The organism is Allonocardiopsis opalescens (genome assembly GCF_003002095.1).
Lineage (GTDB): Bacteria > Actinomycetota > Actinomycetes > Streptosporangiales > Streptosporangiaceae > Allonocardiopsis > Allonocardiopsis opalescens.
Window position 1 is genome coordinate 103,619 of the sequence record NZ_PVZC01000006.1, and the last position, 24,983, is coordinate 128,601.

The following is a 24,983-nucleotide window of genomic DNA, read 5'->3' on the forward strand; positions in this document are numbered from 1 at the left end:
ATGGACTTTCGACACCTCGGCCGCAGCGGTCTCATGGTCAGTGAGATCAGCTACGGCAACTGGATCACCCACGGCTCGCAGGTCGAGGAAGAAGCGGCGGTCGCGTGCGTCAACGCCGCGCTCGACGAGGGCATCACCACCTTCGACACCGCCGACGTCTACGCCGGCACCCGCGCCGAGTCGGTGCTGGGGCGCGCGCTCAAGGGGCAGCGCCGGGAGTCGCTGGAGATCTTCACCAAGGTCTACTGGCCGACCGGCGAGGGCCGCAACGACCGCGGCCTGTCGCGCAAGCACATCATGGAGTCCATCAACGGCTCGCTGAAGCGGCTGCAGACCGACTACGTCGACCTCTACCAGGCGCACCGCTTCGACTACGAGACCCCGCTCGAAGAGACCCTGCGCGCCTTCGACGACCTCGTCCGGCAGGGCAAGGTGCTCTACATCGGCGTGTCGGAGTGGACCGCAGAGCAGATCGCGCGGGCGCTGAAGATCGCCGACGACATGGGCTTCGACCGGATCGTCTCCAACCAGCCGCAGTACAACATGCTGTGGCGGGTCATCGAGACCGAGGTCGTGCCGCTGTGCGAGAAGGAGGGGCTGGGCCAGGTGGTCTTCTCCCCGCTCCAGCAGGGCGTGCTCACCGGCAAGTACCTGCCCGGGCAGCCGCCGCCCGCCGGATCGCGCGCCACCGACGACAAGAGCGGCGCGAACTTCATCGCCCGCCACGTCGGCAACGAGGACCTGCTCACCCGGGTCCAGCGGCTCAAGCCGCTGGCCGAGCAGGCGGGCCTGGACATGGCCCAGCTGGCGCTGGCCTGGGTGCTGCAAAACGGCAACGTCTCCTCCGCCATCATCGGCGCCACCCGCCCCGAGCAGGTGCGCGGCAATGTCAAGGCGGCCGGGGTGAAGCTCGGCGACGACCTCCTGGCCGAGATCGACAAGGTCCTGGAGGGCCACATCGAGCGCGACCCGGCGAAGACCGTCAGCCCCGCGCAGCGTCCGTAACCGGCCGCCGCCGGCGGTGCCGTGCGGTGGATCTCCGCCGCATGGCACCGTTGGCGCATGGACGATCCGGGAAACGATGATCTTGCCGCCGGCGCCCGGTCCGGCCGGCTCCGGCCCTTCGGGCCGCCGGCCGCCGCGGCGGTCACCCTCGCCGCCGTGGCCGCGCTGCTGGTCGCGGTGACCCTGCCGTCCGGCACCGACGGGTCCGGGGAGCCCGGCGAGGGCGAGATCGTCCGGCACGCCGCCTGCACCGGCGCCCCGCCTCCGTACGGCGGCCCGCCCTTCCACATCAACGACGTGTCGCCCTGGCCCGAGGACCGGCGGGAGTTCCAGGTCTTCGAGAGCGCCACCGGCACCCACTGCTGGACCTACCGGGTCGGCCACGGCGACGAGTCCGCCGGCACCTGGCTCGGCGCGGGCCGGATGGCGGTGGTGCTGCGGTCGCAGCCCGGTCCCGGCGCCGAGGGACCGCGGCCCTGGCTGCGGGTCTTCGACCTCGCCTCGGCCGAGCCGCTGTTCGAGCGGCCGCTGGACATCACCTGGGGCTCCGAGGGACGCTGGGACTTCGAGGCGCTGCTGCTGGCCGACCGCTACCTGGAGCTGACGGGCGGGCGGGTGCGCGCCTTCGACTACACCGGCGCGCCGCTGTGGACCTATCAGCCGGACGCCGCCTGCCCGCCGTCGCCCTACGCCCGCGAGGCCGGCGGCGGCGTCGTGCTGGTGGCGGCGGAGTGCTCGGCCGAGTCGGGCGCGGAGGCCGAGGGGCTGGTCCTCGCCGGGGTGGACGCCGCCACCGGCGCCGAACTCTGGCGGCGGGCCTTCGCCGAGCCGACCGGGAGCTTCGGCGCGCTGAACGGCGCGCCGGGCGCCCCGGCCGACCCCGGCGCGGGCCCGGTGGAGTCCTACGCCTTCGCGGACTCCGGGCCCGGCACCGCGCCCCCGGCCGGCGGCTCCTACGCGCTCGAGGCTCCGGTCAACCGGCTGCTGGTCTACCCGGCGCCGCCCGAGGGCGGCGGGCCCCGGCGCTGGGTGGCCGTCGACGTGCTGACCGGCGCCGAGGAGGACCTGGCCCGGCTCGCGGGCGAGCGCGGGCGGGCCGTGGTGGCGGGCGGCGCGGTCTGCGCGGCGCACGCGCCGGAGTGGTCCTGCGTCGTCCCGGCCACCGGCGAGCGCTGGGCGGTGCGGCCCGAGCCGGGGCCCGGCGCGCTCGCGGCCTCGCTGTGCCCGCGCGCCGACCCCGAGGGGCGCGGCTGCTCCCCCACCGCCTTCGACCTCCCGACGCCGGCCGGAACCGTCGCCGACTGAGCCCGAGGGCGGCGGAGCGGCGGCTCAGTCCTCGCTCAGCGGCATCGTGTACTTGGCGGTGGTGTCGTCGAGGAGGGTGACCTGCTCGACGCCGAACTCGTGCAGGCGCCGCCAGTGCTCGCCGAGCCAGCTCTCGGCGTCGCCCTGGGCCAGGAAGCCCTCGGGCGGCAGGGCGTCGACGTTCACGGGGGTGCCGTCCAGCTTCTCGTACCGCCAGCTCCAGGCCACGCTTCCTCCTCGTCCTCCCGGACGCTCCCGGCCGGTCCGCGCCCGGCCGCGGGGCGCGCCCGGCCCGGGACGAGCCTAACGGCGGCGGACCGGGCGCGGTACCGCTCCGCGCGGGCGCGACCGGCGGCTTTGACGGGCCGCGACCGCCCGTGTTGGATTGCGCACGACCATGGACGTGGAACTGCGCGGTACCGGCGGCGCGGCGGGCTGGCCCGGCGCCGACTGCCGGTGCGCCTCGTGCAACCGGGCCGCCGCGGCCGGCGAGAACCGGGGCCCCGCCCACGTGCTGGTCGACGGGCGCTTCGAGGTGCCCGCGCCGAGCCTCGCCGGCCCCGTGCGGGGGCCGCTGCGCGACCGGCACCCCGTGCCGGCCGGCTACCTGCTCTACCGCAGCGCCGACGGGGTCGAGGTCATCGGCCCCGACGGGTCCTGGGTGCTCTACGCCGACCAGCCGCCCGGCGGCGCGGCCGAGGGGCCGGCCGACGCCGCCGACGGGCCGCTCGGCGCCGTCGACATCGCGCTGGTGGACCCCTGCGGGCCGGCGTGGGTGCTGGCGCGGCTGCGCCGCCGGGGCCGCGTCGGGCCGGCCACCACGGTGGTCGCGATCGGCCTCGACCACCGCGTCGCCTCCCCGGCCGAGCTGGTCCGGCGGGCCTGGCAGTGGGGCGTGCACGTCGTCGACGACGGCACGGTGCTGCGCACCCGGCTGGACCCCGTCACCCTGCGGGCGCTGCGCCCGCCGATCCCGCCGGTGCCGCGCCCCTTCGGGCCGTACCGGGTGCTGGTGCTCGGCGGCGCGCTGTCGCGCCGCTCGGCCGAGGCGCGCCAGCGGCTCGCCGCCGAGCCCGCGGTGCGGTACGCGCCGCCGCCGTCCCGGGCGGAGGGGGCCGGTGCGCCGCCGCCGGGCTGGCGGACCGTGCGCCCCGGCGGCGGCGACGGCACGGCCCCGCTGGGCCGGCTGGCGGCGCTGCTGCGCGGGGCCGGCGACACCCTGCTCGTCGACGACCTGGGCGGCTGGCTGGCCGATGACGCCGCGGCCGATCCCGGCGGCACGGCCGGGCGGATCGCGGAGCTGGCCGAGGCATGGCGGTTCACCGCGGCGCACGTGGTGGCGGTGAGCACGGAGGTGGAGCTGGCCGACGGCAGCGGACCGCAGGCCGCGGAGCTGGCCCGCCTCAACCGGCTGCTGGCCGAGGCCGCCGAGGAGGCGGTGCTCGTCGTGGCCGGGCGGGTGGTACCGCTGCCGTGACGAACGGCGCCGGGCGCCCCCAGGTCGACGCCGCCTCGACGCCCGCTCGACGCGCTCCGGCCCGCCATGACCGGATTCGGCCCGTATCGAGCAAGATTGCTCTCACCCGGCGGGTGCCTGTCCTTACCGATCAGTCATACGGACTAGCATCGTGCGTGTGAGCGCGTCCCTATCCATCACCCAAGACTCCCCCGCCGCGGCCGAAGCCGACGCCCTGGTCGTCGGCGTCGGCCAGGGCGCCGACGGCCCGGTGCCCGCGCCGGGCACGCCCGGCCTCGGCGCCGCCCTCGACGCTTCCGGCGGCCTGGCCGCCACCCTCGCCCTGCTGGGCGCCTCCGGGCGGGCCGACGAGGTCCACCTGCTGCCCACTCCGGGCGGCCCCGCCCCGCTGACCCTCGCGGTCGGCCTGGGCGCCCCGCCCGCCGACGGCGCGCCCTACCCGGCCGAGACCCTCGCGCGCGCGGCGGGCGCGGCCGTGCGCGCGCTGGCGGGCAAGGACAAGGTCGTGCTCGCGCTCCCGGCGGCGGGCGCCGCCGAGGTCGGCGCCGTCGCGCTCGGCGCGCTGCTGGGCAACTACCAGTTCCGGCGGTACCGCACCGGCGAGCAGCGCCGCGCCCCCGTCGGCGAGCTGCTGCTGGCCACCGGCGCCGAGGGCGCCGAGCAGGCCGCGCACCGCGCCGAGGTGCTGGCGGAGTCCGTCGCGCTCACCCGCGACCTGGTGAACACCCCGCCGGCCGACCTCCACCCCGAGGACTTCGCCGCCATCGCCACCGAGGTCGCCGAGTCCGCCTCCCTGTCGGTGGAGGTGCTGGACGAGGCGGCGCTGGTGGAGGGCGGCTACGGCGGCCTGGTCGGCGTCGGCCAGGGCTCGGTGAACCCGCCGCGCCTGGTCCGGCTGGGCTACACCCACCCCGAGGCCACCGCCACCGTCGCCTTCGTCGGCAAGGGCATCACCTTCGACTCCGGAGGCCTGTCGCTGAAGCCGCCCGCGGCGATGGAGTGGATGAAGTCCGACATGGCGGGGGCCGCCGCCGTGCTCGGCGCGCTGAAGGCCATCGCGCGGCTGGGCGTCGCGGTCAACGCCGTCGGCTACCTCGCCCTCGCCGAGAACATGCCCAGCGGCTCCGCGCAGCGCCCGTCCGACGTGCTGACCGTCTACGGCGGCACCACCGTCGAGGTGCTCAACACCGACGCCGAGGGCCGGCTGGTGCTGGCCGACGCGCTGGTGCGCTCGCTGGAGGACTCCCCCGACCTCATCGTCGACATCGCCACCCTCACCGGCGCGCAGCTCGTCGCGCTCGGCAGCCGCACCTCCGCCGTGATGGCGAACTCCGACGCCACCCGCGAGCGGGTGGTGGCCGCGGCCGGCGGCGCCGGCGAGTCCATGTGGCCGATGCCCTTCCCCGCCGAGCTGCGCAAGGGCCTGGACTCCCCCGTCGCCGACATCGCCAATGTCGCCTCCGACCGCTCCGGCGGCATGCTGACGGCCGGCATCTTCCTAAAGGAGTTCGTCCCCGACGACGTCGCGTGGGCGCACCTCGACATCGCCGGGCCCGCCTTCAACCAGGGCGAGGCCTACGGCTACACCGCCAAGGGCGGCACCGGCATCGGCGTGCGCACGCTGGTGCGGGTCGCCGAGGACCTCGCCGGAGGGGCCGACCGATGACCATCCGGTGGCGGCCGGGCCGACCCCCGGCCCTCACCCCGCGCACCCGGCGCGCCGCCCACCCGGCCGCACCGGGCGCGGACCACAATCGCAAGCATGGTGAACCCATCCGGACAAGGAGCGTCCAGTGAGTGACAGCGGCGGCACCTTCGACATCGTCATCCTCGGCGGCGGGAGCGGCGGGTACGCCGCCGCGCTGCGCGCGGCCGAGCTGGGGCTGAGCGTCGCCCTGATCGAGAAGGACAAGGTCGGCGGCACCTGCCTGCACCGCGGCTGCATCCCCACCAAGGCGCTGCTGCACGCCGCCGAGGTGGCCGACACCGCACGCGAGAGCGCGTCCTTCGGGGTCAAGACCCGCCTGGAGGGCATCGACGTCGACGGCGTGAACGCCTACAAGGACAAGGTCGTCGACCGCCTGTTCAAGGGCCTGCAGAGCACCCTCAAGGGCCGGGGCATCACCATCGTCGAGGGCGAGGGCCGGCTGTCGGGGCCGTCCACGGTCACGGTGAACGGCACCTCCTACGAGGGCCGCAACATCATCCTGGCCACCGGCTCCTACCCGCGCACCCTGCCCGGGCTCGAGCTCGACGGCGAGCGCGTCATCTCCAGCGACCACGCCCTCAGGCTCGACCGCGTCCCCTCCTCGGTGGTCATCCTGGGCGGCGGCGTCATCGGCGTGGAGTTCGCCAGCGTGTGGCGCTCCTTCGGCGCCGAGGTCACCATCGTCGAGGCGCTGCCGCACCTGCTGCCGCTGGAGGACGAGTCCAGCGCCAAGCTGCTGGAGCGCGCCTTCCGCCGCCGGGGCATCAAGTACGAGCTGGGCAAGCGCTTCTCCGGCGCCAAGACCACCGAGTCGGGCGTCACCGTCTCGCTGGAGGACGGCAAGACCATCGACGCCGAACTGCTGCTGGTCGCCGTCGGCCGGGGCCCGGTCTCGGAGGGGCTGGGCTACGAGGAGGCCGGCATCCGGCTGGAGCGCGGCTTCGTCCAGGTGGACGAGAACCTGCACACCGGGGTCGGCAACATCTACGCGGTCGGCGACCTCATCCCGACCCTCCAGCTGGCCCACGTCGGCTTCGCCGAGGGCATCTTCGTGGCCGAGCGGATCGGCGGGCTCAAGCCCGTCCCGATCGACTACGACGGCGTGCCGAAGGTGACCTACTCCGAGCCGGAGGTCGCCTCGGTGGGCCTCACCTCCGCCGCCGCCAGGGAGCGCGGCTACGAGCTGACCGAGTACAGCTACAACCTCGGCGGCAACGGCAAGAGCCAGATCCTGCAGACCCAGGGCGCCGTCAAGGTCATCGCCGCGAAGGACGGACCGGTGCTGGGCGTCCACATGGTGGGCAGCCGCGTCGGCGAGCTCATCGCCGAAGGCCAGCTCATCTACAACTGGGAGGCGCTGCCCGCCGAGGTGGCGCAGCTCATCCACCCGCACCCGACCCAGTCCGAGGCGGTCGGCGAGGCACACCTCGCCCTCGCGGGCAAGCCGCTACACGCGCACAGCTGACCCTGTGCCCATCCGTTGCCGAAGGAGCCTCTGAACAGCCATGCCGACCCCAGTCACCATGCCCCAGCTCGGAGAGAGCGTCACCGAGGGCACTGTCACGCGCTGGCTCAAGCAGGAAGGCGAGCGGGTCGAGACCGACGAACCGCTCCTTGAGGTATCGACCGACAAGGTCGACACCGAGATCCCCTCGCCCACCTCGGGCGTGCTGACCAAGATCTCCGTCGCCGAGGACGAGACCGTCGAGGTGGGCGCCGAACTGGCGGTCATCTCCGAGGGCGCCGAGGCGTCCTCGGGCGGCGGTGAGCAGGCCGCCCCGCAGCAGCCGGCCGAGCAGGCCCGGCCGGAACCCGAGCCCGAGCCCGAGCCGGAACCGGAGCCCGAGCCGCAGCAGGCCGCGCCCGCTCCGCCGCCTCCCCCGGCGCCCGAGCCCGAGCCCGCCCCGCGTCCGGCTCCGCAGCCCGCGCCGGCCGCCCGGCAGGAGCCGCCCGCGGCCGCTTCGGTGCAGCAGAACGGCTCCGGCGGCTCCGACGGCGCCTACGTCACCCCGCTGGTCCGCAAGCTGGCCGCCGAGCACGAGGTCGACCTCGCCTCGCTGACCGGCACCGGCGTGGGCGGCAGGATCCGCAAGCAGGACGTGCTGGAGGCGGCGCGCGCCAAGCGCGAGTCCCAGGCGGCCGAGCGCACCCGCCCCAGCGAGCCCGCCGCCGTGCGCAGCGAGCCGTCGGCGGTCGCCGCCCCGGCCCGCCCGGCCGCGCGACCCAGCGCCGCCGACGCCAAGCTCCGCGGCACCACCCAGAAGATGGCGCGCTCCCGGCAGATGCTGGCCGAGCGGATGGTGGAGTCGCTGCAGACCGCGGCGCAGCTCACCTCCGTGGTCGAGGTCGACGTCACCCGGATCGCCCGCCTGCGCGAGCGCGCCAAGGCCGACTTCCTCGCCCGCGAGGGCGTGAAGCTCTCCTTCATGCCCTTCTTCGCGCAGGCCACCGTCGAGGCGCTGAAGGCCCACCCCAAGGTGAACGCCTCCGTCGACGCCGAGACCAACGAGGTCACCTACCACGCGGTGGAGAACCTCAGCATCGCCGTCGACACCGACCGCCTGCTGATGGCCCCGGTCATCAAGGACGCCGGCGACCTCAACCTCGGCGGCCTGGCCCGCAAGATCGCGGATCTCGCCGAGCGCACCCGCGCCAACAAGGTGGCCCCCGACGAACTCAGCGGCGGCACCTTCACCCTCACCAACACCGGCAGCCGGGGCGCCCTGTTCGACACCCCGATCGTCACCCTCCCCCAGGTCGGCATCCTCGGCACCGGCGCGGTCGTCAAGCGCCCGGTCGTGGTCGACGACCCCCAGCTGGGCGAGGTCATCGCCGTCCGCTCCATGGTCTACCTCGCCCTGAGCTACGACCACCGCATCATCGACGGCGCCGACGCCGCCCGCTTCCTGGGCACCATCAAGTCCCGCCTGGAAGAGGGCAACTTCGAGGCCGAACTCGGGCTGCAGTAGCGGCCCACCCGCACCACCGACGAGGGACGGCACCCGGACCCGGGTGCCGTCCCTCGCGCTGTCCGAGTCGGGTTCGCAGCACCCGGGTCCCGAATCTGTGGGCGAAGCACGACTGCCGGGCGGGTGAAAGTACGACTCAGCACTGGGTGAAACTACTAGTGAGTTGTGGGGGAAAGTGCGAACGGCCTGGTTGATGACTGGTATGTTCTTCGACTATGGAGTACGTTCGTAGACTCGCCGATCGGACCTTGGAACAGCTCGTGGCCGACCTCCCGGCCGTCATGGTCACCGGCCCGCGCGCCTGCGGCAAGACCACCACGGCCGCGCGGCTCGCCCGCACGGTCGTGCGGCTGGACCGGGAGCGCGAGGCCGCTGCCTTCCAGGCCGATCCCGACGCCGCGCTGCGCGGGCTGCCCGAGCCCGTCCTCCTCGATGAGTGGCAGGTCGTGCCCGGTGTGCTGGGCGCGATCAAGCGGACACTGGACGATGACCCGTACCGCCCCGGGCGCTTCGTTCTGACGGGTTCGGTACGCGCGGACCTGGAACAGGCCGTCTGGCCGGGAACGGGCCGTGTCGTCCGGCTCGCCATGACCGGGCTGACCGCGCGGGAGGAGCGCGGTTCGGTCGAGTGTCCGGCGTTCTTCGACCGGATCGCCGAGCAGGGCGCGGAGTCGCTGGTCGCACCGGCGGACCCGCCCGACCTGCGCGACTACGTCGAACTCGCCGTGCGCGGCGGCTTCCCCGAGCCGGCTCTGCGCCTGCCCGAGCGCAGCAGGCGCCGCTGGTACGAGGGCTACGCCGAGCAGTTGCTGACGCGCGACGCCGAACTCGCGGGAGCGCACCGCGATCCGGTGCGGCTCCGGCGCTTCTTCTCGGCCCTGGCGCTCAACACCGCCGGCACGGTGGACATGCGGACCCTGTTCGAGGCGGCCGGTGTCAGCAGGGACACCGCCGAAGCCTACGAACGGCTGCTGCGCAGCCTCTTCGTGGTCGACGCCGCTCCGGCATGGTCGACGCAGCGGTTGAAGCGGCTCGTACGCACCCCGAAGCGCTATGTGGTCGACCCCGGTCTCGCCGCAGCGCTCATCGGTGTGGGGGCCGAGGGCGTCATGCGCGACGGGAACCTGCTCGGCCGCATGATCGAGACCTTCGTCTACGCGCAGCTGCGGGCCGAGGCCGCCGTCGGAGACCTCCCGGCAGGTCTCTACCACCTCCGGCAGGACACCGGACGCCGGGAGGTCGACCTGGTCGCCGAGATCGGAGCCGGCCAGGTGGTCGGCATCGAGATCAAGGCGTCATCGGCCCCGGCGGCGGACTCGGCGCGGCATCTCGCCTGGTTGCGGGATCAGTTGGGCTCCACCTTCGAACTGGGGATCGTCTTCCATACCGGCCCGCGTGTGTACCCGCTCGATGAGCGCATCGTGGCGGCGCCGATCGCGGCGATCTGGAGCTGATTCGTCCGCGTGTTCCCGCACCGGTGCCGCCCGGAGCAAATCCGGGCGGCACCGGTGCGGCCGTCCGCTACCCCTCCCTACCGAACCGCAGTGTGACCACCTGGAAGGGGCGCAGGGACAGGGTGGCGCCTTCGGGGGTGGCGGTGGTGAGGGCGGTCGGGGCGGTGGGGCGTTCGAGGAGGTCGGTCTCCTGGATGGCAGTGGTGGGGAAGGACGGGGTGATGGTGGCGGTGGCGCGGGCGCCGCGGGACTCGTAGAGGCGGACGACGACGTCGCCGGAGCGGTCGTCGGCGAGTTTGACGGCCTCGACGATGGCGGCGTCGTTGTCGACGGCGACCAGCGGGGCGACCGGCGCGGTGCCGGGGGCGGTGCGCTCGGGCAGGTTGATGCGGTAGCCCTCGGTGACGGCGTCGGCGATGGCGGCGCCGGGGACGAGGGCGTGCCGGAAGCTGTGGCGGCCCTGGTCGGTCTCGGGGTCGGGGAAGCGCGGGGCGCGCAGCAGCGACAGGCGGACGGTGGTGGTGGTGCCGCCGCCCTCGCGGGGGTGGCGGGTGACGTCGTGGCCGTAGCTGGTGGCGTTGACCAGGGCGACTCCGTAGTCGGGTTCGCCGACGTGCAGGAAGCGGTGCGCGCAGATCTCGAAGCGGGCCGCGTCCCAGGAGGTGTTGGTGTGCGCCGGGCGGTGCACGTGGCCGAACTGGATCTCCGAGGTGGAGCGGTCGGTGTGGATGTCGAGCGGGAAGGCGGCCTTGAGGAAGGTCTCCGACTCGTGCCAGTCGACCTCGGTGTCGATCTCCAGGTTCGGGGATCCGGCCCGCAGCCGCAGCAGCTGCTCGACCCGCGAGGAGCCGAAGGACCGGACGACCCGTACTTCGGCCGCGTCGGGGTCGGTGCGGACCAGGGCCACCTCGTCGGCGCCGGTGAGGTCGGTGACGGTGTTGCGGTAGAAGGAGTCCACGTCCCAGGCGTCCCACCGGTTGGGCAGGTCGGGGTGGAGCTGGAGCAGGTTGGCGGCGGCGCCGGGGGCGACGACCTCGCGGTCGGCGCGCAGATCGCGCAGCGAGGTGATGAGGCCCCGCTCGTCGACGGTCACCCGGACCAGGCCGTTGTCGAGCACGGTGCCGCCGTCGGCGGCCTCGGCCCGCACGGCGCCGCCGTCCGGCGCGGTGCGCGGTGCGGCGCCCAGGGCGGGGGCGCCGCCGCGGGCGTGCGGGGCGGCGTTGAAGACCAGTTCGGTCCCGCCGCCGTCGCCGGCCAGGGCGGTGACGGCCCGGTCGATGATCTCCTCCAGTTCGGCGGCGATCTCGGCGTAGGTGCGCTCGGCCTCGCGGTGCACCCAGGCGATGGAGCTGCCGGGCAGGATGTCGTGGAACTGGTTGAGCAGCACCTTCTTCCAGATGCGGTCCAGGTCCTCGTACGGGTAGGCCAGGCCGGTGCGCAGCGCGGCGGTGGCCGCCCACAGCTCGGCCTCGCGCAGCAGGTGCTCGCTGCGCCGGTTGCCCTGCTTGGTGCGGGCCTGGGAGGTGTAGGTGCCGCGGTGGAACTCCAGGTACAGCTCCCCGGCCCAGACCGGCGCGTTGGGGTACTCGGCCTGGGCGGCCGCGAAGAAGGCGGCGGGCGTCTCGATGGCGACGCGCGGCGAGCCCTCCAGGTCGGCGGTGCGGGCGGCCCGGTCGAGCATCTCGCGGGTGGGGCCGCCGCCGCCGTCGCCGTAGCCGAACGGGACCAGCGAGCGGGTGCCGCGGCCGTGCTCGGCGTAGTTGCGGGTGGCGTGGGCCAGTTCGGGGGCGGTCAGCTCGGAGTTGTAGGTGTCGATCGGCGGGAAGTGCGTGAACATCCGGGTGCCGTCGATGCCCTCCCACGCGAAGGTGTGGTGCGGGAACTTGTTGGTCTGGTTCCAGGAGATCTTCTGGGTCAGGAAGTACTGGGAGCCCGACAGCGCGATGAGCTGCGGGAGCGCGGCGCTGTAGCCGAAGGAGTCGGGCAGCCACACCTCCTGCGTCTCCACGCCGAGTTCGTCGAGGAAGAAGCGCTTGCCGTGGCTGAACTGGCGGGCCATCGCCTCGCCGCCGGGCATGTTGGTGTCGGACTCCACCCACATGCCGCCGACGGGCAGGAACTGCCCGGCGCGGACCTTCTCCTTGACCCGCTCGAAGATCTTCGGGTGGTGGTCGCGCAGCCAGGCCCACTGCTGCGCCTGCGACATGGCGAACTTGAACTCGGGCCGCTCGTCCATGAGCGCGGTGACGTTGGCGGCGGTGCGCGCCACCTTGCGGACGGTCTCGCGCAGCGGCCACAGCCACGCGGAGTCGATGTGGGCGTGGCCGATGGCGCTGAGCCGGTGCGCGCTGGCGTGCGCGGGGCTGGCCAGCACGTCGGCCAGCTCCTTGCGGGCGGCGTCGGCGCTGCCCGGCACGTCGCGCAGGTCGAGCCGGTCCAGCGCGCGCTCCAGCGCGCGCAGGACGGTCTGGCGGCGGGGCTCGTGCGCGGCGAGCTGGCGGGCCAGCCCGTCCAGCACCTCGATGTCGGCGACCAGCGCGGCCACGGTCTCGTCGCGCTCGGCGATCCCGGCGGAGCGCAGCCGGTACAGGGGCTCGCGTCCGGCGGTCTCCAGGCGGCCGAGCGCGGTGGGCACGAACTGGTCGTGGCCGAGGATGACGGGGTTGGCCGCCGCCTCGACATAGAACACCAGCTCCTCGCCGGGGCGGCCGCCGCAGGCGGCGACCGGCAGGTAGGAGTTGCGCGGCGACAGGCCCTTGACGGGGGTGCCGTCGGGCCGGTAGGCGAGCCCTTCGGCCTGGAAGCCCGGCATGTTCGTGTCGAAGCCGAGGTCGATCACGGCCTCCAGCCGCCCGCCGCTGTCGGGCACCCGGCCGGTGAACCGGAACCAGCTGGTCCCCCAGGGCGGGCCCCACAGGTCGCCGGGCGCGGCCGGGGCGTAGTCGGCGGCGAGCGCCTCGGCCACCGGGACCGGCTCGCCGGGCGCGTGCCACACCTCGATGCCGAAGGGCGCGACGGCGCGGTGCACGGCGGGCCTGATCCGCTCGCGCAGCACGCGTTCCACCCGCTCCTCGATGAGTCGCCGGTCGTCGTGCATGAGTTCCCCTTCACCTGTCTTGTGTCGGTATGCCTTTCGCACCCGTGCCCGCGGCGCGGGCGGGTGCACGTCCGGTGCCACGGCGCGGCCGGGCCGCGCCGCGGGGGTCAGTTCGCGGCCGCCGCGCCCTCGCGGGACCGCAGCAGCCCGGCCGCGCCGACCAGCCCGGCCGCGCCGCCGAGGGCGGAGCGCTCCACGCGCAGCCGCCGCTGGAAGCCGAGCCGGGCCAGTGCGCGCACGTGCCGGCGGACCGGGCCGAGCAGCACCTCGCCGGACTCGGCCACGCCGCCGCCGATCACCACCCGGTCCAGGTCGAACAGGGCGGCGGCGCCGGCGATGGCGGTGCCCAGCGCCCGGCCGGCCCGTTCGAAGGACTCCACCGCCACGGGCAGTCCGCGCCTGGCCGCCTCGGCCAGTTCGCGGGGGCCCGCCTCGGGCGGGGCCTCCCAGCCGCGGCGGCGCGCCCAGGCGGCCAGGTAGGGCCCGGCCGCGACGGTCTCCAGGCAGCCGGCCGAGCCGCAGCCGCAGGGCTCGCCGCCGGGTTCGACCAGCACGTGGCCGATGTGCCCGGCGTTGCCGGTGGGTCCCAGGTAGGGGCGCCCGTCCAGCACCAGGCCGCCGCCGACGCCGGTGGACACCACCATGCCGAGCATGGCGGCGCTGCCGCGCCCGGCGCCGGCGCCGTACTCGCCGAGCGCGGCGCACATGCCGTCGCCGGCCAGCTCGACGGGTCCCGGCACCAGCGCGCTCAGCCGCTCGATCAGCGGGAAGCCCCGCCAGGCCGGGATGTTGACCGGGCTGACGGTGCCGGCGGCCAGGTCGACCGGCCCGGCGCAGCACACGCCCAGGCCGTCGGCGCCGCCGGGCCCGGCCTGGGCGCGGACCCGCTCCAGCGCGGCGCGGACGGCCGCCCACACCCGCTCGGCGTCGTCGGTGCCGCGCGGGGTGGGGACGCGGACCTGGGCCCGCACCGCGCCGGCCGGCCCGACCAGCGCGGCGGCGATCTTGGTGCCGCCGATGTCGATGGCGAGGACCTCGCCGCGGCCGGGGCTCGCGGTGGTCACGTCCGGACGCCTCTCGCTCGCATCAGTCGCTCGGACCTGCGCACACTCATCCCTTCAGAGCGCCGCCGAAGGCGAACGCACCTCCCATGGCGCGCGACGCGATCAGCCAGAGCGCCGCGGCCGGAACCGTGTAGACCAGTGAGAACGCCGCCAGCTGCCCGTAGATCACCGCGCCGTGCTGGCCGAAGAAGGTGTAGATGGTCACCGAGGCCGGCATGTACTCGGGGGTGAGCAGCAGGATGAACGGCACGAAGAAGTTGCCCCAGGATTGCACGAAGGTGAACACGGCGACCACGGCCATGCCCGGCAGCATCAGGGGCACCACCAGCAGCCGCAGCGCGTCCCAGCTCGACGCGCCGTCGACCCAGGCCGCCTCCTCCAGCGAGATCGGCACCCCGTCCATGAAGTTCTTGATCAGCCAGATCGCGAACGGCAGCGAGGTGGCGGCCATGAACAGCATGGTGGCGAACTGGTTGTCGATCAAGTCGGCCTGCACGAAGACGCCGTAGACCGGCACCATGATGGCGGTCAGCGGCAGCCCGGTGGTGAACAGCACCGTGTAGAGGAACGGCCGCTTGAACCGCAGGTTGTACCGCGACAGCGGGTAGGCCGCCAGGGTCGCGACCGCCACGGCGATCAGCGAGGAGCCGCCCGACAGCAGCAGGCCGTTCCACAGCGGCCGGAAGGTGATGTCGGTGGTGAGCACCGCGGCGAAGTTCTCCAGGCTGGGCGCCTCGGGGAAGCGGACGGACATGCCCGCCGCCGGGTCGACCGAGGCGAACAGCAGCCACAGCAGCGGTACCAGGAAGGCGAGCGCGATGACGATCAGCACCGCGTTGGCCGCCGCCCGCGCCGCGATCCGCCCCGGCGCCGTCAGCACCGCGAGCGGGGAGCGCTCGGCCGGGCGGTAGCCGGCCGGGGCCGCGCCGGAGCCGCCGGGCGGCGGCGCCGCGCCGGCGGGCCGCTCGGGCGCACCGGGTGGCGCCGCCTTGGACTGCGCTGTCTCTGACACGGCGTCACACACTCCCCTCGGCCCGCAGCGCGCGGACGTAGACGGCGGAGACCAGGCCGGCCACGGCGAGCAGCACCAGCGCGATGGCGGTGCCGTAGCCGAGGTGGCCGAAGTCGAAGGCCTGCTCGTACATGAGCACCGGCAGCGTCTCGCTGCGGGTGCCGGGGCCGCCGCCGGTCATGATGTAGATCAGCGTGAACACCTGGAGGGTCTGCAGGGTGATCAGGATCAGGTTGGTCAGGATCGAGCGGCGGATCAGCGGCAGCGTGACGTGGCGCAGGGTCTGGACGCCCGAGGCGCCGTCGACGCGCGCCGACTCCTTGAGGTCGGGCGGCACCTCCTGCAGCGCGGCCGAGTAGACCATCATCGAGAAGGCGGTGCCCTTCCAGATGTTGGCCAGGATGACGGCGAAGATCGGGGCGGCGTACATCCAGTTCTGCGGCGGCAGGCCCAGCGCGGCCAGCGCGGTGTTGAGGCTGCCCTCGCGGCCGAGGAAGGCCGCCCAGGTGAAGGCGGTGACGGTCTCGGGCAGCACCCACGCGCCCACGACGACGGTGCTGACGAAGGCCCGGGTCACCCGGTTGCGCCGCTGCATCAGCAGCGCGAGGGCGAGCCCGAGCAGGTTCTGGCCGACGATCGCCGAGCCGAAGAGGAAGATCAGCGTCAGCACGGTCGCGTTCCACACGGCCGGGTCCGCCAGCAGGTTCTGGAAGTTCTCGAAGCCGACGAACTCGGTGTTCGCGGCGGCGGCGCCGGTGAGGGCGGCGTTGGTGAAGGCGGCCCAGACGCTCCACACGATCGGCCCGGCGACGAACATGATCAGCAGTAGCACCGCCGGGGCGAGCGGCACGGCCCAGCGGGCGATGCCGCGCCGGCCCGGGCGGGCGGAACCGGTCCGCCGCGCCCGGGCCGCCGCCGGCGGCGGCGTCAGTGTGGACGACGCCATGTCAGGGCGCCTCGGTGACCATCTCGGGACCGACGATGCCGGTGACCTCCTCGGCGTAGATCTGCGCCGCCTCCTCGGGGGTCGAGCCCGTCATCACCGACTCCATCGCGACCATGACCTGGTCGGAGACCTGCGGGTACTCCGCGAAGGCCGGCCGGAACTCGGTGACGTCGACCAGGCCGCTGAAGAACTCGTTGGCCGGGTTGGCCTCCACGTAGGCCGGGTCCTCGCGCACGTCGTCGCGGACCGGGATCTCCGACGCCATGGAGACGTAGTTCAGCGAGTTCTCGCGGTTGGTCGCGATCGAGATCGCCTCGAAGGCCATCTCGGGGTTGGGCGAGTGCGCGCTGATCGCCAGCGCCCAGCCGCCGGACATGCTGACCCGGCCGGGCTCCTGGCCGTTCTGGGTGGGCATCGCGGTCCAGCCCAGCTCCTCGCTCCACTCCGGCCAGGGGCGGCCGCCGGTCTCCAGCCAGGTCTGGGACTTCCACGAGCCGTCGAGCGCGATGGCCAGCCGGCCCTCGGGCAGCCACTCCTGGCCGACCACGCTGCCGATGTTGGGGTTGAGCGCGTCCTCGATGGGCGGGCCGAGCTCCTCGTCCCAGACCGTCTGGACGAACTCCAGGGAGTCGTTGAAGCCCTGGCTGCGGGTCACCCACAGGCCGGACGCCTCGTCGTAGAGGCGGTCCTCGGTGCCGGCCAGCAGCATCTGGAAGCCCTGCATGGACGACGCCTCGGCGGCGGGGGTGCCCGAGTACATGTTGAACGGGATCACGTCGGGGTGCTCGCGCTGCACGGCGCGGGCCGCCTCCAGGACGTCCTCCCAGGTCTCCGGCTCCCAGGGCACCTCGACGCCGGCCGACTCCAGCAGCTCGCGGTTGTAGAACAGGCCGCGGGTGTCGGTGCCGAGCTGCACGCCGTAGCGCTGGCCGTCGGCGGCGGTGACCGCGGGCCCGACCGCCTCGTTGAACTGCTCGGCGTCCTCCCAGCCGGCCATGTACTCGTCGAGGGGGGCGAGGTAGCCGGCGTCGACGTCGCCCTGGATCCAGAAGGTGTCCTCGTAGACGATGTCGGGCGCGGTGGACGGCGAGCGCTGCATCAGCTGGATGCGGGTGCGGTAGTCGCCCTCGGCCACCTCCAGCGGCTGGAGTTCCAGGGTCCAGCCGGGGTTGGCCTCCTCGAAGGCCGGCTTGACGTCCTCCAGGGCGTTGTGCAGCGCCATGAAGCCGCCGTAGGTGTTGTAGACGACCGTGATCGTCTGGTCGTCCTCCTGGCTGCCGCCGCCGCAGCCGGCGGCTGCGAGCGCGAGGACCGCCGCGGCCGCGGCTGCTCTCGCGGGGAGTCGGAGTCGGGAGATCGTCATCAAGTCACCTCTCTGACCTGCGGGCCGGGCGGGGGACTGCCCGGCACCCCCGAGTGATTGTCAGGACATTCAGCGCCGCCTGAGCGGGCGGTTACGGCTGTGTGACATCCGTCTTACTAAAAACGATGTATAAACACAATGGGCAAAGTCCAGTTCGTGATCTTGTTGTGGCGGAGGCCGGCCCGGCGCTTCGCCGCGTCCGGCCGCCCGCCTCGGGCCTGGTCGGGCGCTTGCCTGGACCGCGGTCCGGCATGCGAGGATGTCGCGGGCGAGAGGGTGTGAGGTGCGGATGCTGACGGGCGCGAACCTGCCGCGCATCGGGGATTTCAACCAGCACATCGTGCTCGACGTGATCCGGCGCAGCGACGGCGTGAGCCGCGTCGACCTGGCCCGCGAGACCGGGCTGACCGCGCAGACCGTCTCCAACATCGTGCGCCGCCTGCTAGACCAGGACCTGGTCAGCGAGGGCGGCCGGCGCAGTTCGCGCGGCGGCAAGCCCGCCACCCTGCTGCGGCTGAACGCGTCGGCCTACTACGCCGTCGGCGTGCACATCGACCCGGCCAGGACCACCTTCGTGCTGACCGACCTCAGCGGCACCGTGGTCGCCCGCAGCCGGCGCCGCACCTCCTTCCGGCAAGGCCCCGAGCGCTCCATCCGCGCGCTGGTCAGCGCGATCGAGCGGATGGTGGAGCGCTCGCAGGTGCCCGAGGACCGGCTGCTGGGCGTCGGCGTCGCCACCCCGGGTCCGATCGACCGCGAGCGCGGTCTGGTCGTCGAGCCGCCCAACCTGCCCGGCTGGCACGTCGTGCCGCTGCGCGAGTCGCTGCTGGCCGGCACCGGCCTGCCGGTGGTGATCGACAACGACGCCACCGCCGCCGCGATCGGCGAGCGCTGGGCCGGCGGCGCCGCGAGGGCCGGCGGCTTCGCCTTCGTCTACTTCGGCACCGGCATCGGCGGCGGCCTGGTCCTGGGCGACCAGCTGTACCGGGGGGTGTCGTGGAACGCCGGGGAGCTGGGCCACATGGTGGTCGAACCGGGCGGCCGCGCCTGCGTCTGCGGCAACCGGGGCTGCCTGGAGACCTATGTGTCGCCGCGGGCGATGGTGCTGGACGCCGCCCGGCTGCGCGGCGAGGAGCCGCCGCCCTCGGCGCCCGGCGGCGCCGCCGTCATGGAGCACTACGGCCGGCTGTGCCGGGCGGCCGTCGCCGAGGAGCCGGTGGCGCTGCGGGTGGTGCGCGAGGCCGCGCGGCGGCTCGGGGAGGCGGCCGTCACCCTGGTCAACGTGCTCGACGTGCCGCAGATCGTGCTGGGCGGCACCGGGATCGAGCACATCGGCGCGCACTTCGCCGAGCGGATCGCCGCCGAGGTGGCGGCGCGCACCATCGCCAGGGAGGTGCGCGAGGTCGGCGTGGAGCTGTCGGTGATCGGCCCGGACGCCGGCGCCATCGGCGCCGCCTCGCTGGTGCTGCACGAGGCGTACTTCCCCAGCCTGGGCGGCGCCGCCGAGCGCGACGGCTCCCCCGCCGCCGGGACCGCCGCCCGGGTAGCGCGGCCGCGGGCGGGTACGGGCGGGGCATGAGGATCGCGATCTCCGGCGCCTCCGGCCTTGTCGGCGCCGCGCTGAGCCAGGACCTGACCGCGGCCGGGCACGAGGTGCTGCACCTGGTCAGACGGCCCGCCCGCACCAGCGCCGAGGTGGCCTGGGACCCCGCGGGGCAGCGCGTGGACACCGAGCGGCTGGAGGGGACGGACGCCGTCGTACACCTCGCGGGCGCGCCGATCGGCCCCCGCCGGTGGACCCACCGCTACAAGGTCGTGCTGCACGACAGCCGGGTCCCGGCCACCCGGACCCTGGCCACCGCGCTGGCCGGCATGCGCCGCCCGCCGTCGGCGCTGCTGTCGGCCTCGGCCGTCGGCTACTACGGCGACACCGGTCGCGCCGCCGTCGACGAGGACTCCGGCGCCTCCGGCACCGACTTCCTGGCCGCGCTGTGCCGCCGCTGGGAGGAGGCGGCCGGCGCGGCCGCCGCCGGGGGCGTGCGGGTGGTGAACCTGCGCAGCGGCATCGTGCTCGACCGGCGCGGCGGCATGCTCGGCACGGTGCTGCCGCTGTTCCGGCTCGGCCTGGGCGGCCCGCTGGGCGACGGCCGCCAGTACGTCAGCTGGATCTCGCTGCGCGACGAGGTGGCCGCGATCCGCTTCCTGCTTGACCACGACACCGTGCGCGGCGCCGTCGACCTCACCGCGCCGCACCCCGTCACCAACGCCGAGTACACCCGCGCCATCGGCCGCGCCCTGCGCCGCCCCACCCCGTTGCCGGTCCCGGCCGTCGCGATGCGCGCCGTCTTCGGCGACTTCGCCGACAGCGCCGCCCTGGTCAGCCAGCGCGTCCTGCCGGCCCGCCTCACCGACGCGGGCTTCACCTTCGCCCACCCCGACATCGACAGCGCGCTGCGGGCGGTGCTGGGCTGAGCGCCGGTCCCCGCCGCCGAGCCTGGCACCGCTGATGCCAGCAGCACCGGCTACTTGGTGCCCGCCCTCAGTAGGGGCAGGCTCGATTCCGAACGACGGACTGCTCCGGGCCCCCGCGCCCGGCCCCCGCCGACGGGAGACCACGATGACCCAGCGCGTCCAGACGGAACCGATCAGCTTCACCAGCGAGTCCGCGACGCTGGTCGGCACGCTGTACCGTCCCGCGGACCGGACCGGCGAACCCCTGCCGGCGAGCGCCGTCGCCGGATCCTGGACCACCGTCAAGGAGCAGATGGCGGGCCGCTACGCGCGGGGCCTGGCCGAGCGCGGCCAGGCCGCGCTCGCCTTCGACTTCCGGGGGTACGGCGAGTCCGGCGGCGAACCGCGCGATGTGGAGTCGGCGGCGCTGAAGGTCCGCGACCTCCGCAGCGCCGTGGCGTACCTGGCGGGCCGCGACGACGTGGACGCCTCCCGGCTCGGCGTGCTGGGCGTCTGCGCCGGCGCCGGCTACGCGGCGGTGGCCGCGACCGAGGAGCCCCGTATCCGCTCCCTCGCCCTGGTCGCCCCCTGGCTGCACGACGCCCGGCTGGTACGCGAGGTCTACGGCGGCGAGTCGGGGGTGCGCGAGCGCGTCGACGCCGGCCTGGCGGCCGAGAGCAGGTACCGGGAGACCGGTGAGGTCGACTACGTGCCCGCGGTGAGCGAGACCGACCCGGCCGCCGCCATGTACGGCCCCATCACGTACTACCTGGACCCCCGCCGCGGCCGGATCGCCGCCTGGTCCAACCGCTTCGCGGTCATGGCCTGGCCGGAGTGGCTGGGCTTCGACCCGATCCAGGCCGCGCCGCACGTCGATGTGCCGACCCTCGTGGTGCACAGCGACGACGCCGCCGTCCCCGACGGGGCCCGCCGCTTCGTGGCGCAGCTGGCGGGCCCCGCGACGGCGCACTGGACCCAGGGGACCCAGTTCGACTTCTACGACCGCGACGCCACGGTGGACGCGGCACTGGACCTGGCCGCCCCGCACCTCGCCGCGCCGGACCGGGCGGCTCCGGGAGCGGCGCGGTGACGCTCCCGCCCGGCTACAGCGGCGCGGATCCGGGCATGGCCTCAAGCCCCTCGATGACGTACCTGCGGACCCGGACGCTGTCGTCCTGCCAGACGACCGTCCAGGTCTGGCGGGCGTCGAAGCCCAGCCACGAGCTGACGGGCTCGGGCGGCTCCCATACCCTGGCCTGCCAGTTCACCCGGACCGCGACCTTGGCCGTCTCCTCGCCCAGGAAGGAGACGTCGACGCGCTCCACGGTGTGCTCCTCGTCGAAGAAGGTGTTGACGACCCGCTCGTACCACTCCAGGAAGCCGGTGCGGCCGTAGAACACCCCCTCGGGCATGTGCATCTCGAAACCCTCGTCCACCACGTAGGGGAGCACGGCGCCGACATCGTCGTGCCGGTCCAGCGCCGCGTACCAGCCACGCACCGCCGTGTGTACCGCCGCCTCGTTGAACTCCGACATCATGTTCTTCTCCGTCATCTGCCGAACCGCGGCCGGCATGGGGCGGCGACACCGGTCGCCGCCGCCGGTCCCGGATGCGCCGCCGGACACCGGCGCACCGGGTCCGGCGGCGGGTCTCAGTCGGTCGGAACCTGCTCCTGGTCGCGGTAGCCCTGGCTGACCTCGACCACCACGCCGTCGGGGTCGCTCAGCCAGACGGTCCGCCATCCGGGGATGAACTCGTCGAAGCGGAGCGGTCCCAGGGTGACGGGCACGGAGTCACCGATGCGCTCCAGGAACGCGTCGAGGTCATCGGTCTGGAAGGCGAGGTGGCGGATCACGCCGGGAGACTGCGGCCCGTCGCCTTTGGGCCCGTCGGCGGGCTCGGCGGCGGAGGGGAACAGCTCCAGGTAGACGGGTCCGCTGCGCAGGAAGATGATGCGCTCACCGCCGCCGATGTCGGCCACCCGCGCCCGCTGGAAGCCGAACAGGGTGCGGTAGAAGTCCTCCGTGGCGGCCTGGTCGCCGCAGTTGAGCCCCACATGGGACCAGCGCATCGCCGGCTGGTCAGGCACGATTGTCCTCCTTGATGAGGTCGGCGGCCCGCTCGGCGATCGCGACGATCGCCGTGTGGCAGTTGCCCGAGGGCACGGCGGGCATCACGCTCGCGTCCACGACCCGCAGTCCCGTCACCCCGTGCACCCGCAGCCGCGGATCGACGACCGACCGGTCGTCGATGCCCATCCGGCACGAGCCGGCCTGGTGGTGGTAGCTGTCGGCGCGGTCGCGGACGAACGCGTGCAGCTCGGCGTCGGTCTGCACCGCGGGACCGGGCAGCAGCTCCCCCGTCAGGTGCCGGGAGAAGGCCGAGGCGGCGAAGATCTCCCTGGACAGCCGCACCGCCTGCACCAGCCGCCGCGCGTCGGAGGCGTCGCCGAGGTAGTTCGGGTTCACCAGCGGCTTGGCGAACGGGTCCGCACTCGCCAGCCGCACCCAGCCGCGCGACTGGGGCCGGACGACGCCGGGCAGGATGCTGACCGCGTTGGGGTGCTGCTTGCCGACGATGAGGTCGAACGGGACGTGCACGAACGCGAGCTGGAGGTCCGGTGCCACCATCCCCGGCTCGGAGGTGGTGAACAGCGCGGACTCCGACAGGTTCTGCTTCGCCGGGGCGACCGGCTCCTTCGTCTCCGCGACGAGCCCGGTCAGCACGTGGTTGTGGAAGTTCTCCCCGACACCGGGCGACTCGGCCACCACCGGGATGCCGAACTCGCGCAGGTGACGTGGGTCGCCGATGCCCGACAAGAGCAGCAGCTTCGGCGACTCGATGGCGCCGGAGGCGACGATCACCTCGACCGCCGCGTTCACGGTCCTGATACCGGGCTCGGCCCGGTCCGCCGGCAGGGTCCGCCCCTCGCCCTCCGGCTCGGCCGCCGCCTGCTGGCGGTACTCGACCCCGACGCAGCGCCGTCCCGAGAACTTCAGGGCGGTGGCCTGCGCGTCGGTGCGCAGGGTGAGGTTGGGCCGGTCGAGCGCCGGTTCGAGGTAGGAGCTGAGCGTGCCGCGGCGCCGGCCCTCCACGACGTCGAGGTGGTGCCAGCCGGCGCCGAGCATCCGGGGTCCGTTGAAGTCCGGCGTCTCCGGATAGCCGACCTCCACGCAGGCGTCGATGAAGGTGCGGGACAGCGGGTTGGGCTCGTGCAGGCCGGCGTTGGTCACCGGCTGCGGTCCGCCGGTCCCGTTGACGCCGTCAACCGGGTCCTCCTGCGACTCCAGCCGCTGGAAGTAGGGCAGCAGATCGGCGTGCGACCACCCCGCCGCGCCCTGGTAGGCCCAGTTGTCGAAGTCGGAGGGATGGCCGCGGACGTGCATCATGATGTACATGTTGCTGCTGCCGCCCGGCATCCTGCCGCGCGGCTCGTTGGTGACGCGGCCGCCGAGGGCGGGCTGCGGCACGCTCTGGTACGCCCAGTCGACGCCGGTGCCCCACAGGGTCACCCACGCCGCCGCGGCGTCGACATTGCCGGGGATCCAGGCGCCACCGGCCTCCAGCACGCACACGCGCACGTCGGGGTCCTCGGTGAGCCGGTTGGCGAGCACCGATCCCGCGGTGCCTCCCCCGACGATGACGTAGTCGAACTCCTCCATGTTCCGCCCCCTCGCTCAGGCCGGGGAGACGGCCCGGAAGGGCACCGAGTCGTGGAAGTTCGCCAGGTAGGCGATGCGCCCGTCCGTGACCCGGAAGTAGTTGGCGACGTCGGCCTCGATCGTCTCGCCCTGGTGGGTCGTGGCCGAGATGTGGGAGACCACCGCCGCCTGCTCGCCCTCGATGACCACGTGCCGGGGCACGTTCTGGAAGCTCGCGTACATGTCCGGGAAGCCGGCCATCATCTCGCGCAGGGTCTGCTGCCCCTCGATGTGTCCGGCCAGCTGCTCGTCGGTGACCTGGTCGACGGCGAAGAGGTCGACCCACGACGACCAGTCGCCCTGATTGGCGAGCTCGTAGTATCTGGTGATGACGTCTCTGGTGTTCATCGGCGCCTCCCGGCACTGCTGCGTGGATTCGTGATCGGTCCACTCGCCCGAGCGTGACGCGGCGGACATCCACCAGTCCGGCCGATGCCCGCCACGTCTGTCGCTTCCGATGCGCCCGCGCCGCCGCCGACCGACGTTCAACCGCGGGAGAACGGCCTTGTCCGCTCAGGCGAGAAATTGCTCGAATTCGGCGGTACCCGTGCCGAACATCGCGCCTTTTCCTTCGATGATCCTGCCGTCCCGCCAGCGCAGGTGATGAATCTCGTCGATGTCCAGCTTCCTCGACGGGTCACCGGCTCTGGTCGCCGTATTGTGCGTCACCGCCACTGCGATGCCGTCACCGACCAGGATCTCCTTGAATTCGCCTTTGAGCGAGTTTCCGGTCAGCTCGCCCATCGTCTTCATGAAGAGGAGGAAATTGTCCAGCCCGGCGTGGACGCCGGACGTCCGCGCGTGACCCGCGGCCTCCCAGGTCATCTCGGGGTCCCAGTACTCCTCGATAGCGGCCCGGTCCCCGGAGCCGAGTACGCCATAGGCCGCCTCGACGCGTTCCGGGGTCAGAGCGCCTGCAGTGTCGGACATGGCTGGCACCTTCCGATCCGTGCTCAGACCTGCCCGTCGGCCAGCCGGTCCGGCAGCGACCTGAGCTGGTACTGGGCCCACATGTACTCGTTCACCGCGTGCGGGTCGTTGGTGTGCACCCGCACCTCGACGATCTTGCCGTCCTGCACCCGGTAGGAGGTGCAGGTGGGGAAGATGTAGTCGACGCCCTGGGAGTGCCCGTGGCCCGTGTGCTTCTCGACCACGGTGCCGTCGTCCAGCTCGCCCAGGTGGATGTTGTCGACGACGATGCCCGCCTTGGCCAGCGCGGCGTTGAACGCCATGACGGCGTCGATCCCGTCATGCCGGCCGGACAGCGGGTGCTGCCCCGGCATGTACCAGACGATGTCGTTCGCGAAGACGTCGTTGCGGAGCTGGTCCAGGTCGCGGGCGTGGAAGGCCGCGTACATACGCCGGACGACGTCGATGTTCGACGAGACTACCGTAGTCATTCCTGCTACTCCCTTTCGGATTCTGCCGTTC

The 24,983-nt window shown here is 73.7% G+C and carries 22 protein-coding genes; 10 read left to right on the forward strand and 12 right to left on the reverse strand.

The window, feature by feature from the left end; all coding sequences use genetic code 11:
* Entirely contained in the window at positions 1 to 1,005 is a 1,005-nt protein-coding gene (locus tag CLV72_RS20130) for an aldo/keto reductase family protein (RefSeq protein ID WP_106248752.1), read from the forward strand.
* A 57-nt stretch (positions 1,006 to 1,062) separates the two neighbouring features.
* A complete protein-coding gene (locus tag CLV72_RS20135) occupies positions 1,063 to 2,310 on the forward strand; it encodes an outer membrane protein assembly factor BamB family protein (RefSeq protein WP_106248754.1) in 1,248 nt (415 codons plus the stop codon).
* A gap of 24 nt (positions 2,311 to 2,334) precedes the next feature.
* Here the strand turns inward: CLV72_RS20135 and CLV72_RS20140 are convergent, their stop codons facing one another.
* Positions 2,335 to 2,538, reverse strand: coding sequence for a hypothetical protein (locus tag CLV72_RS20140; RefSeq protein WP_106248756.1), 204 nt, complete (start codon positions 2,536 to 2,538; stop codon positions 2,335 to 2,337).
* Between the two features lie 169 nt (positions 2,539 to 2,707).
* Between CLV72_RS20140 and CLV72_RS20145 the strand changes: the two genes are divergently transcribed.
* The 5 genes from CLV72_RS20145 to CLV72_RS20165 all read left to right on the forward strand — a co-directional run bounded on the left by CLV72_RS20145 (position 2,708) and on the right by CLV72_RS20165 (position 9,918).
* Complete coding sequence (locus CLV72_RS20145; protein ID WP_106248758.1) at positions 2,708 to 3,787, forward strand: bifunctional adenosylcobinamide kinase/adenosylcobinamide-phosphate guanylyltransferase; 1,080 nt, start codon at positions 2,708 to 2,710, stop codon at positions 3,785 to 3,787.
* A gap of 157 nt (positions 3,788 to 3,944) precedes the next feature.
* On the forward strand, positions 3,945 to 5,453 hold the full coding sequence (locus CLV72_RS20150) for a leucyl aminopeptidase (RefSeq protein WP_106248761.1): 1,509 nt from the start codon (positions 3,945 to 3,947) through the stop codon (positions 5,451 to 5,453).
* A gap of 127 nt (positions 5,454 to 5,580) precedes the next feature.
* A complete protein-coding gene (gene lpdA / locus CLV72_RS20155) occupies positions 5,581 to 6,960 on the forward strand; it encodes a dihydrolipoyl dehydrogenase (RefSeq protein ID WP_106248764.1) in 1,380 nt (459 codons plus the stop codon).
* 40 nt (positions 6,961 to 7,000) lie between these two features.
* The gene (sucB, locus tag CLV72_RS20160; RefSeq protein WP_106248767.1) at positions 7,001 to 8,464 is read left to right on the forward strand and encodes a 2-oxoglutarate dehydrogenase, E2 component, dihydrolipoamide succinyltransferase; all 1,464 of its coding nucleotides are present in this window, start codon (positions 7,001 to 7,003) and stop codon (positions 8,462 to 8,464) included.
* 248 nt (positions 8,465 to 8,712) lie between these two features.
* Positions 8,713 to 9,918 carry an ATP-binding protein gene (locus CLV72_RS20165; protein WP_211302985.1) on the forward strand — a complete coding sequence of 402 codons (1,206 nt, stop codon included), beginning with the start codon at positions 8,713 to 8,715 and terminating at the stop codon, positions 9,916 to 9,918.
* Between the two features lie 67 nt (positions 9,919 to 9,985).
* Here CLV72_RS20165 and CLV72_RS20170 read toward each other — a convergent pair whose 3' ends face one another.
* The 5 genes from CLV72_RS20170 to CLV72_RS20190 form a co-directional block, all read right to left on the reverse strand.
* Positions 9,986 to 13,015 carry an alpha-mannosidase gene (locus CLV72_RS20170; protein WP_106248772.1) on the reverse strand — a complete coding sequence of 1,010 codons (3,030 nt, stop codon included), beginning with the start codon at positions 13,013 to 13,015 and terminating at the stop codon, positions 9,986 to 9,988.
* Between the two features lie 107 nt (positions 13,016 to 13,122).
* Entirely contained in the window at positions 13,123 to 14,079 is a 957-nt protein-coding gene (locus tag CLV72_RS20175) for an ROK family protein (protein WP_106248775.1), read from the reverse strand.
* A gap of 46 nt (positions 14,080 to 14,125) precedes the next feature.
* Positions 14,126 to 15,091, reverse strand: coding sequence for a carbohydrate ABC transporter permease (locus tag CLV72_RS20180; RefSeq protein WP_342755677.1), 966 nt, complete (start codon positions 15,089 to 15,091; stop codon positions 14,126 to 14,128).
* A gap of 4 nt (positions 15,092 to 15,095) precedes the next feature.
* Positions 15,096 to 16,037, reverse strand: a complete 942-nt coding sequence (locus CLV72_RS20185; RefSeq protein ID WP_106248777.1) for a carbohydrate ABC transporter permease — start codon at positions 16,035 to 16,037, stop codon at positions 15,096 to 15,098.
* Between the two features lies 1 nt (position 16,038).
* A complete protein-coding gene (locus tag CLV72_RS20190) occupies positions 16,039 to 17,400 on the reverse strand; it encodes an extracellular solute-binding protein (protein ID WP_106248779.1) in 1,362 nt (453 codons plus the stop codon).
* Positions 17,401 to 17,689: 289 nt separating this feature from the next.
* Between CLV72_RS20190 and CLV72_RS20195 the strand changes: the two genes are divergently transcribed.
* From CLV72_RS20195 to CLV72_RS20205, 3 genes are all read left to right on the forward strand, one after another.
* Positions 17,690 to 18,979, forward strand: coding sequence for an ROK family transcriptional regulator (locus CLV72_RS20195; protein ID WP_106248782.1), 1,290 nt, complete (start codon positions 17,690 to 17,692; stop codon positions 18,977 to 18,979).
* Positions 18,976 to 19,872 carry a TIGR01777 family oxidoreductase gene (locus CLV72_RS20200; RefSeq protein ID WP_106248785.1) on the forward strand — a complete coding sequence of 299 codons (897 nt, stop codon included), beginning with the start codon at positions 18,976 to 18,978 and terminating at the stop codon, positions 19,870 to 19,872. Before CLV72_RS20195 ends, CLV72_RS20200 begins: the two co-directional genes overlap by 4 nt.
* 145 nt (positions 19,873 to 20,017) lie before the next feature.
* Positions 20,018 to 20,941, forward strand: a complete 924-nt coding sequence (locus tag CLV72_RS20205; protein ID WP_106248788.1) for an alpha/beta hydrolase — start codon at positions 20,018 to 20,020, stop codon at positions 20,939 to 20,941.
* A 13-nt stretch (positions 20,942 to 20,954) separates the two neighbouring features.
* Here the strand turns inward: CLV72_RS20205 and CLV72_RS20210 are convergent, their stop codons facing one another.
* The 6 genes from CLV72_RS20210 to CLV72_RS20235 form a co-directional block, all read right to left on the reverse strand.
* Positions 20,955 to 21,404, reverse strand: coding sequence for a nuclear transport factor 2 family protein (locus CLV72_RS20210; protein WP_106248792.1), 450 nt, complete (start codon positions 21,402 to 21,404; stop codon positions 20,955 to 20,957).
* A gap of 98 nt (positions 21,405 to 21,502) precedes the next feature.
* On the reverse strand, positions 21,503 to 21,940 hold the full coding sequence (locus CLV72_RS20215; protein ID WP_211302986.1) for a VOC family protein: 438 nt from the start codon (positions 21,938 to 21,940) through the stop codon (positions 21,503 to 21,505).
* The gene (locus tag CLV72_RS20220; protein WP_106248794.1) at positions 21,933 to 23,513 is read right to left on the reverse strand and encodes a GMC family oxidoreductase; all 1,581 of its coding nucleotides are present in this window, start codon (positions 23,511 to 23,513) and stop codon (positions 21,933 to 21,935) included. Before CLV72_RS20220 ends, CLV72_RS20215 begins: the two co-directional genes overlap by 8 nt.
* Before the next feature lie 15 nt (positions 23,514 to 23,528).
* Positions 23,529 to 23,900: a nuclear transport factor 2 family protein gene (locus CLV72_RS20225; protein WP_106248797.1), complete on the reverse strand. Its 372-nt coding sequence runs from the start codon at positions 23,898 to 23,900 to the stop codon at positions 23,529 to 23,531.
* Between the two features lie 165 nt (positions 23,901 to 24,065).
* Positions 24,066 to 24,482, reverse strand: coding sequence for a nuclear transport factor 2 family protein (locus CLV72_RS20230; protein ID WP_106248799.1), 417 nt, complete (start codon positions 24,480 to 24,482; stop codon positions 24,066 to 24,068).
* 23 nt (positions 24,483 to 24,505) lie between these two features.
* Positions 24,506 to 24,952, reverse strand: coding sequence for a nuclear transport factor 2 family protein (locus CLV72_RS20235; RefSeq protein ID WP_170141048.1), 447 nt, complete (start codon positions 24,950 to 24,952; stop codon positions 24,506 to 24,508).
* Positions 24,953 to 24,983: the final 31 nt, after the last annotated feature.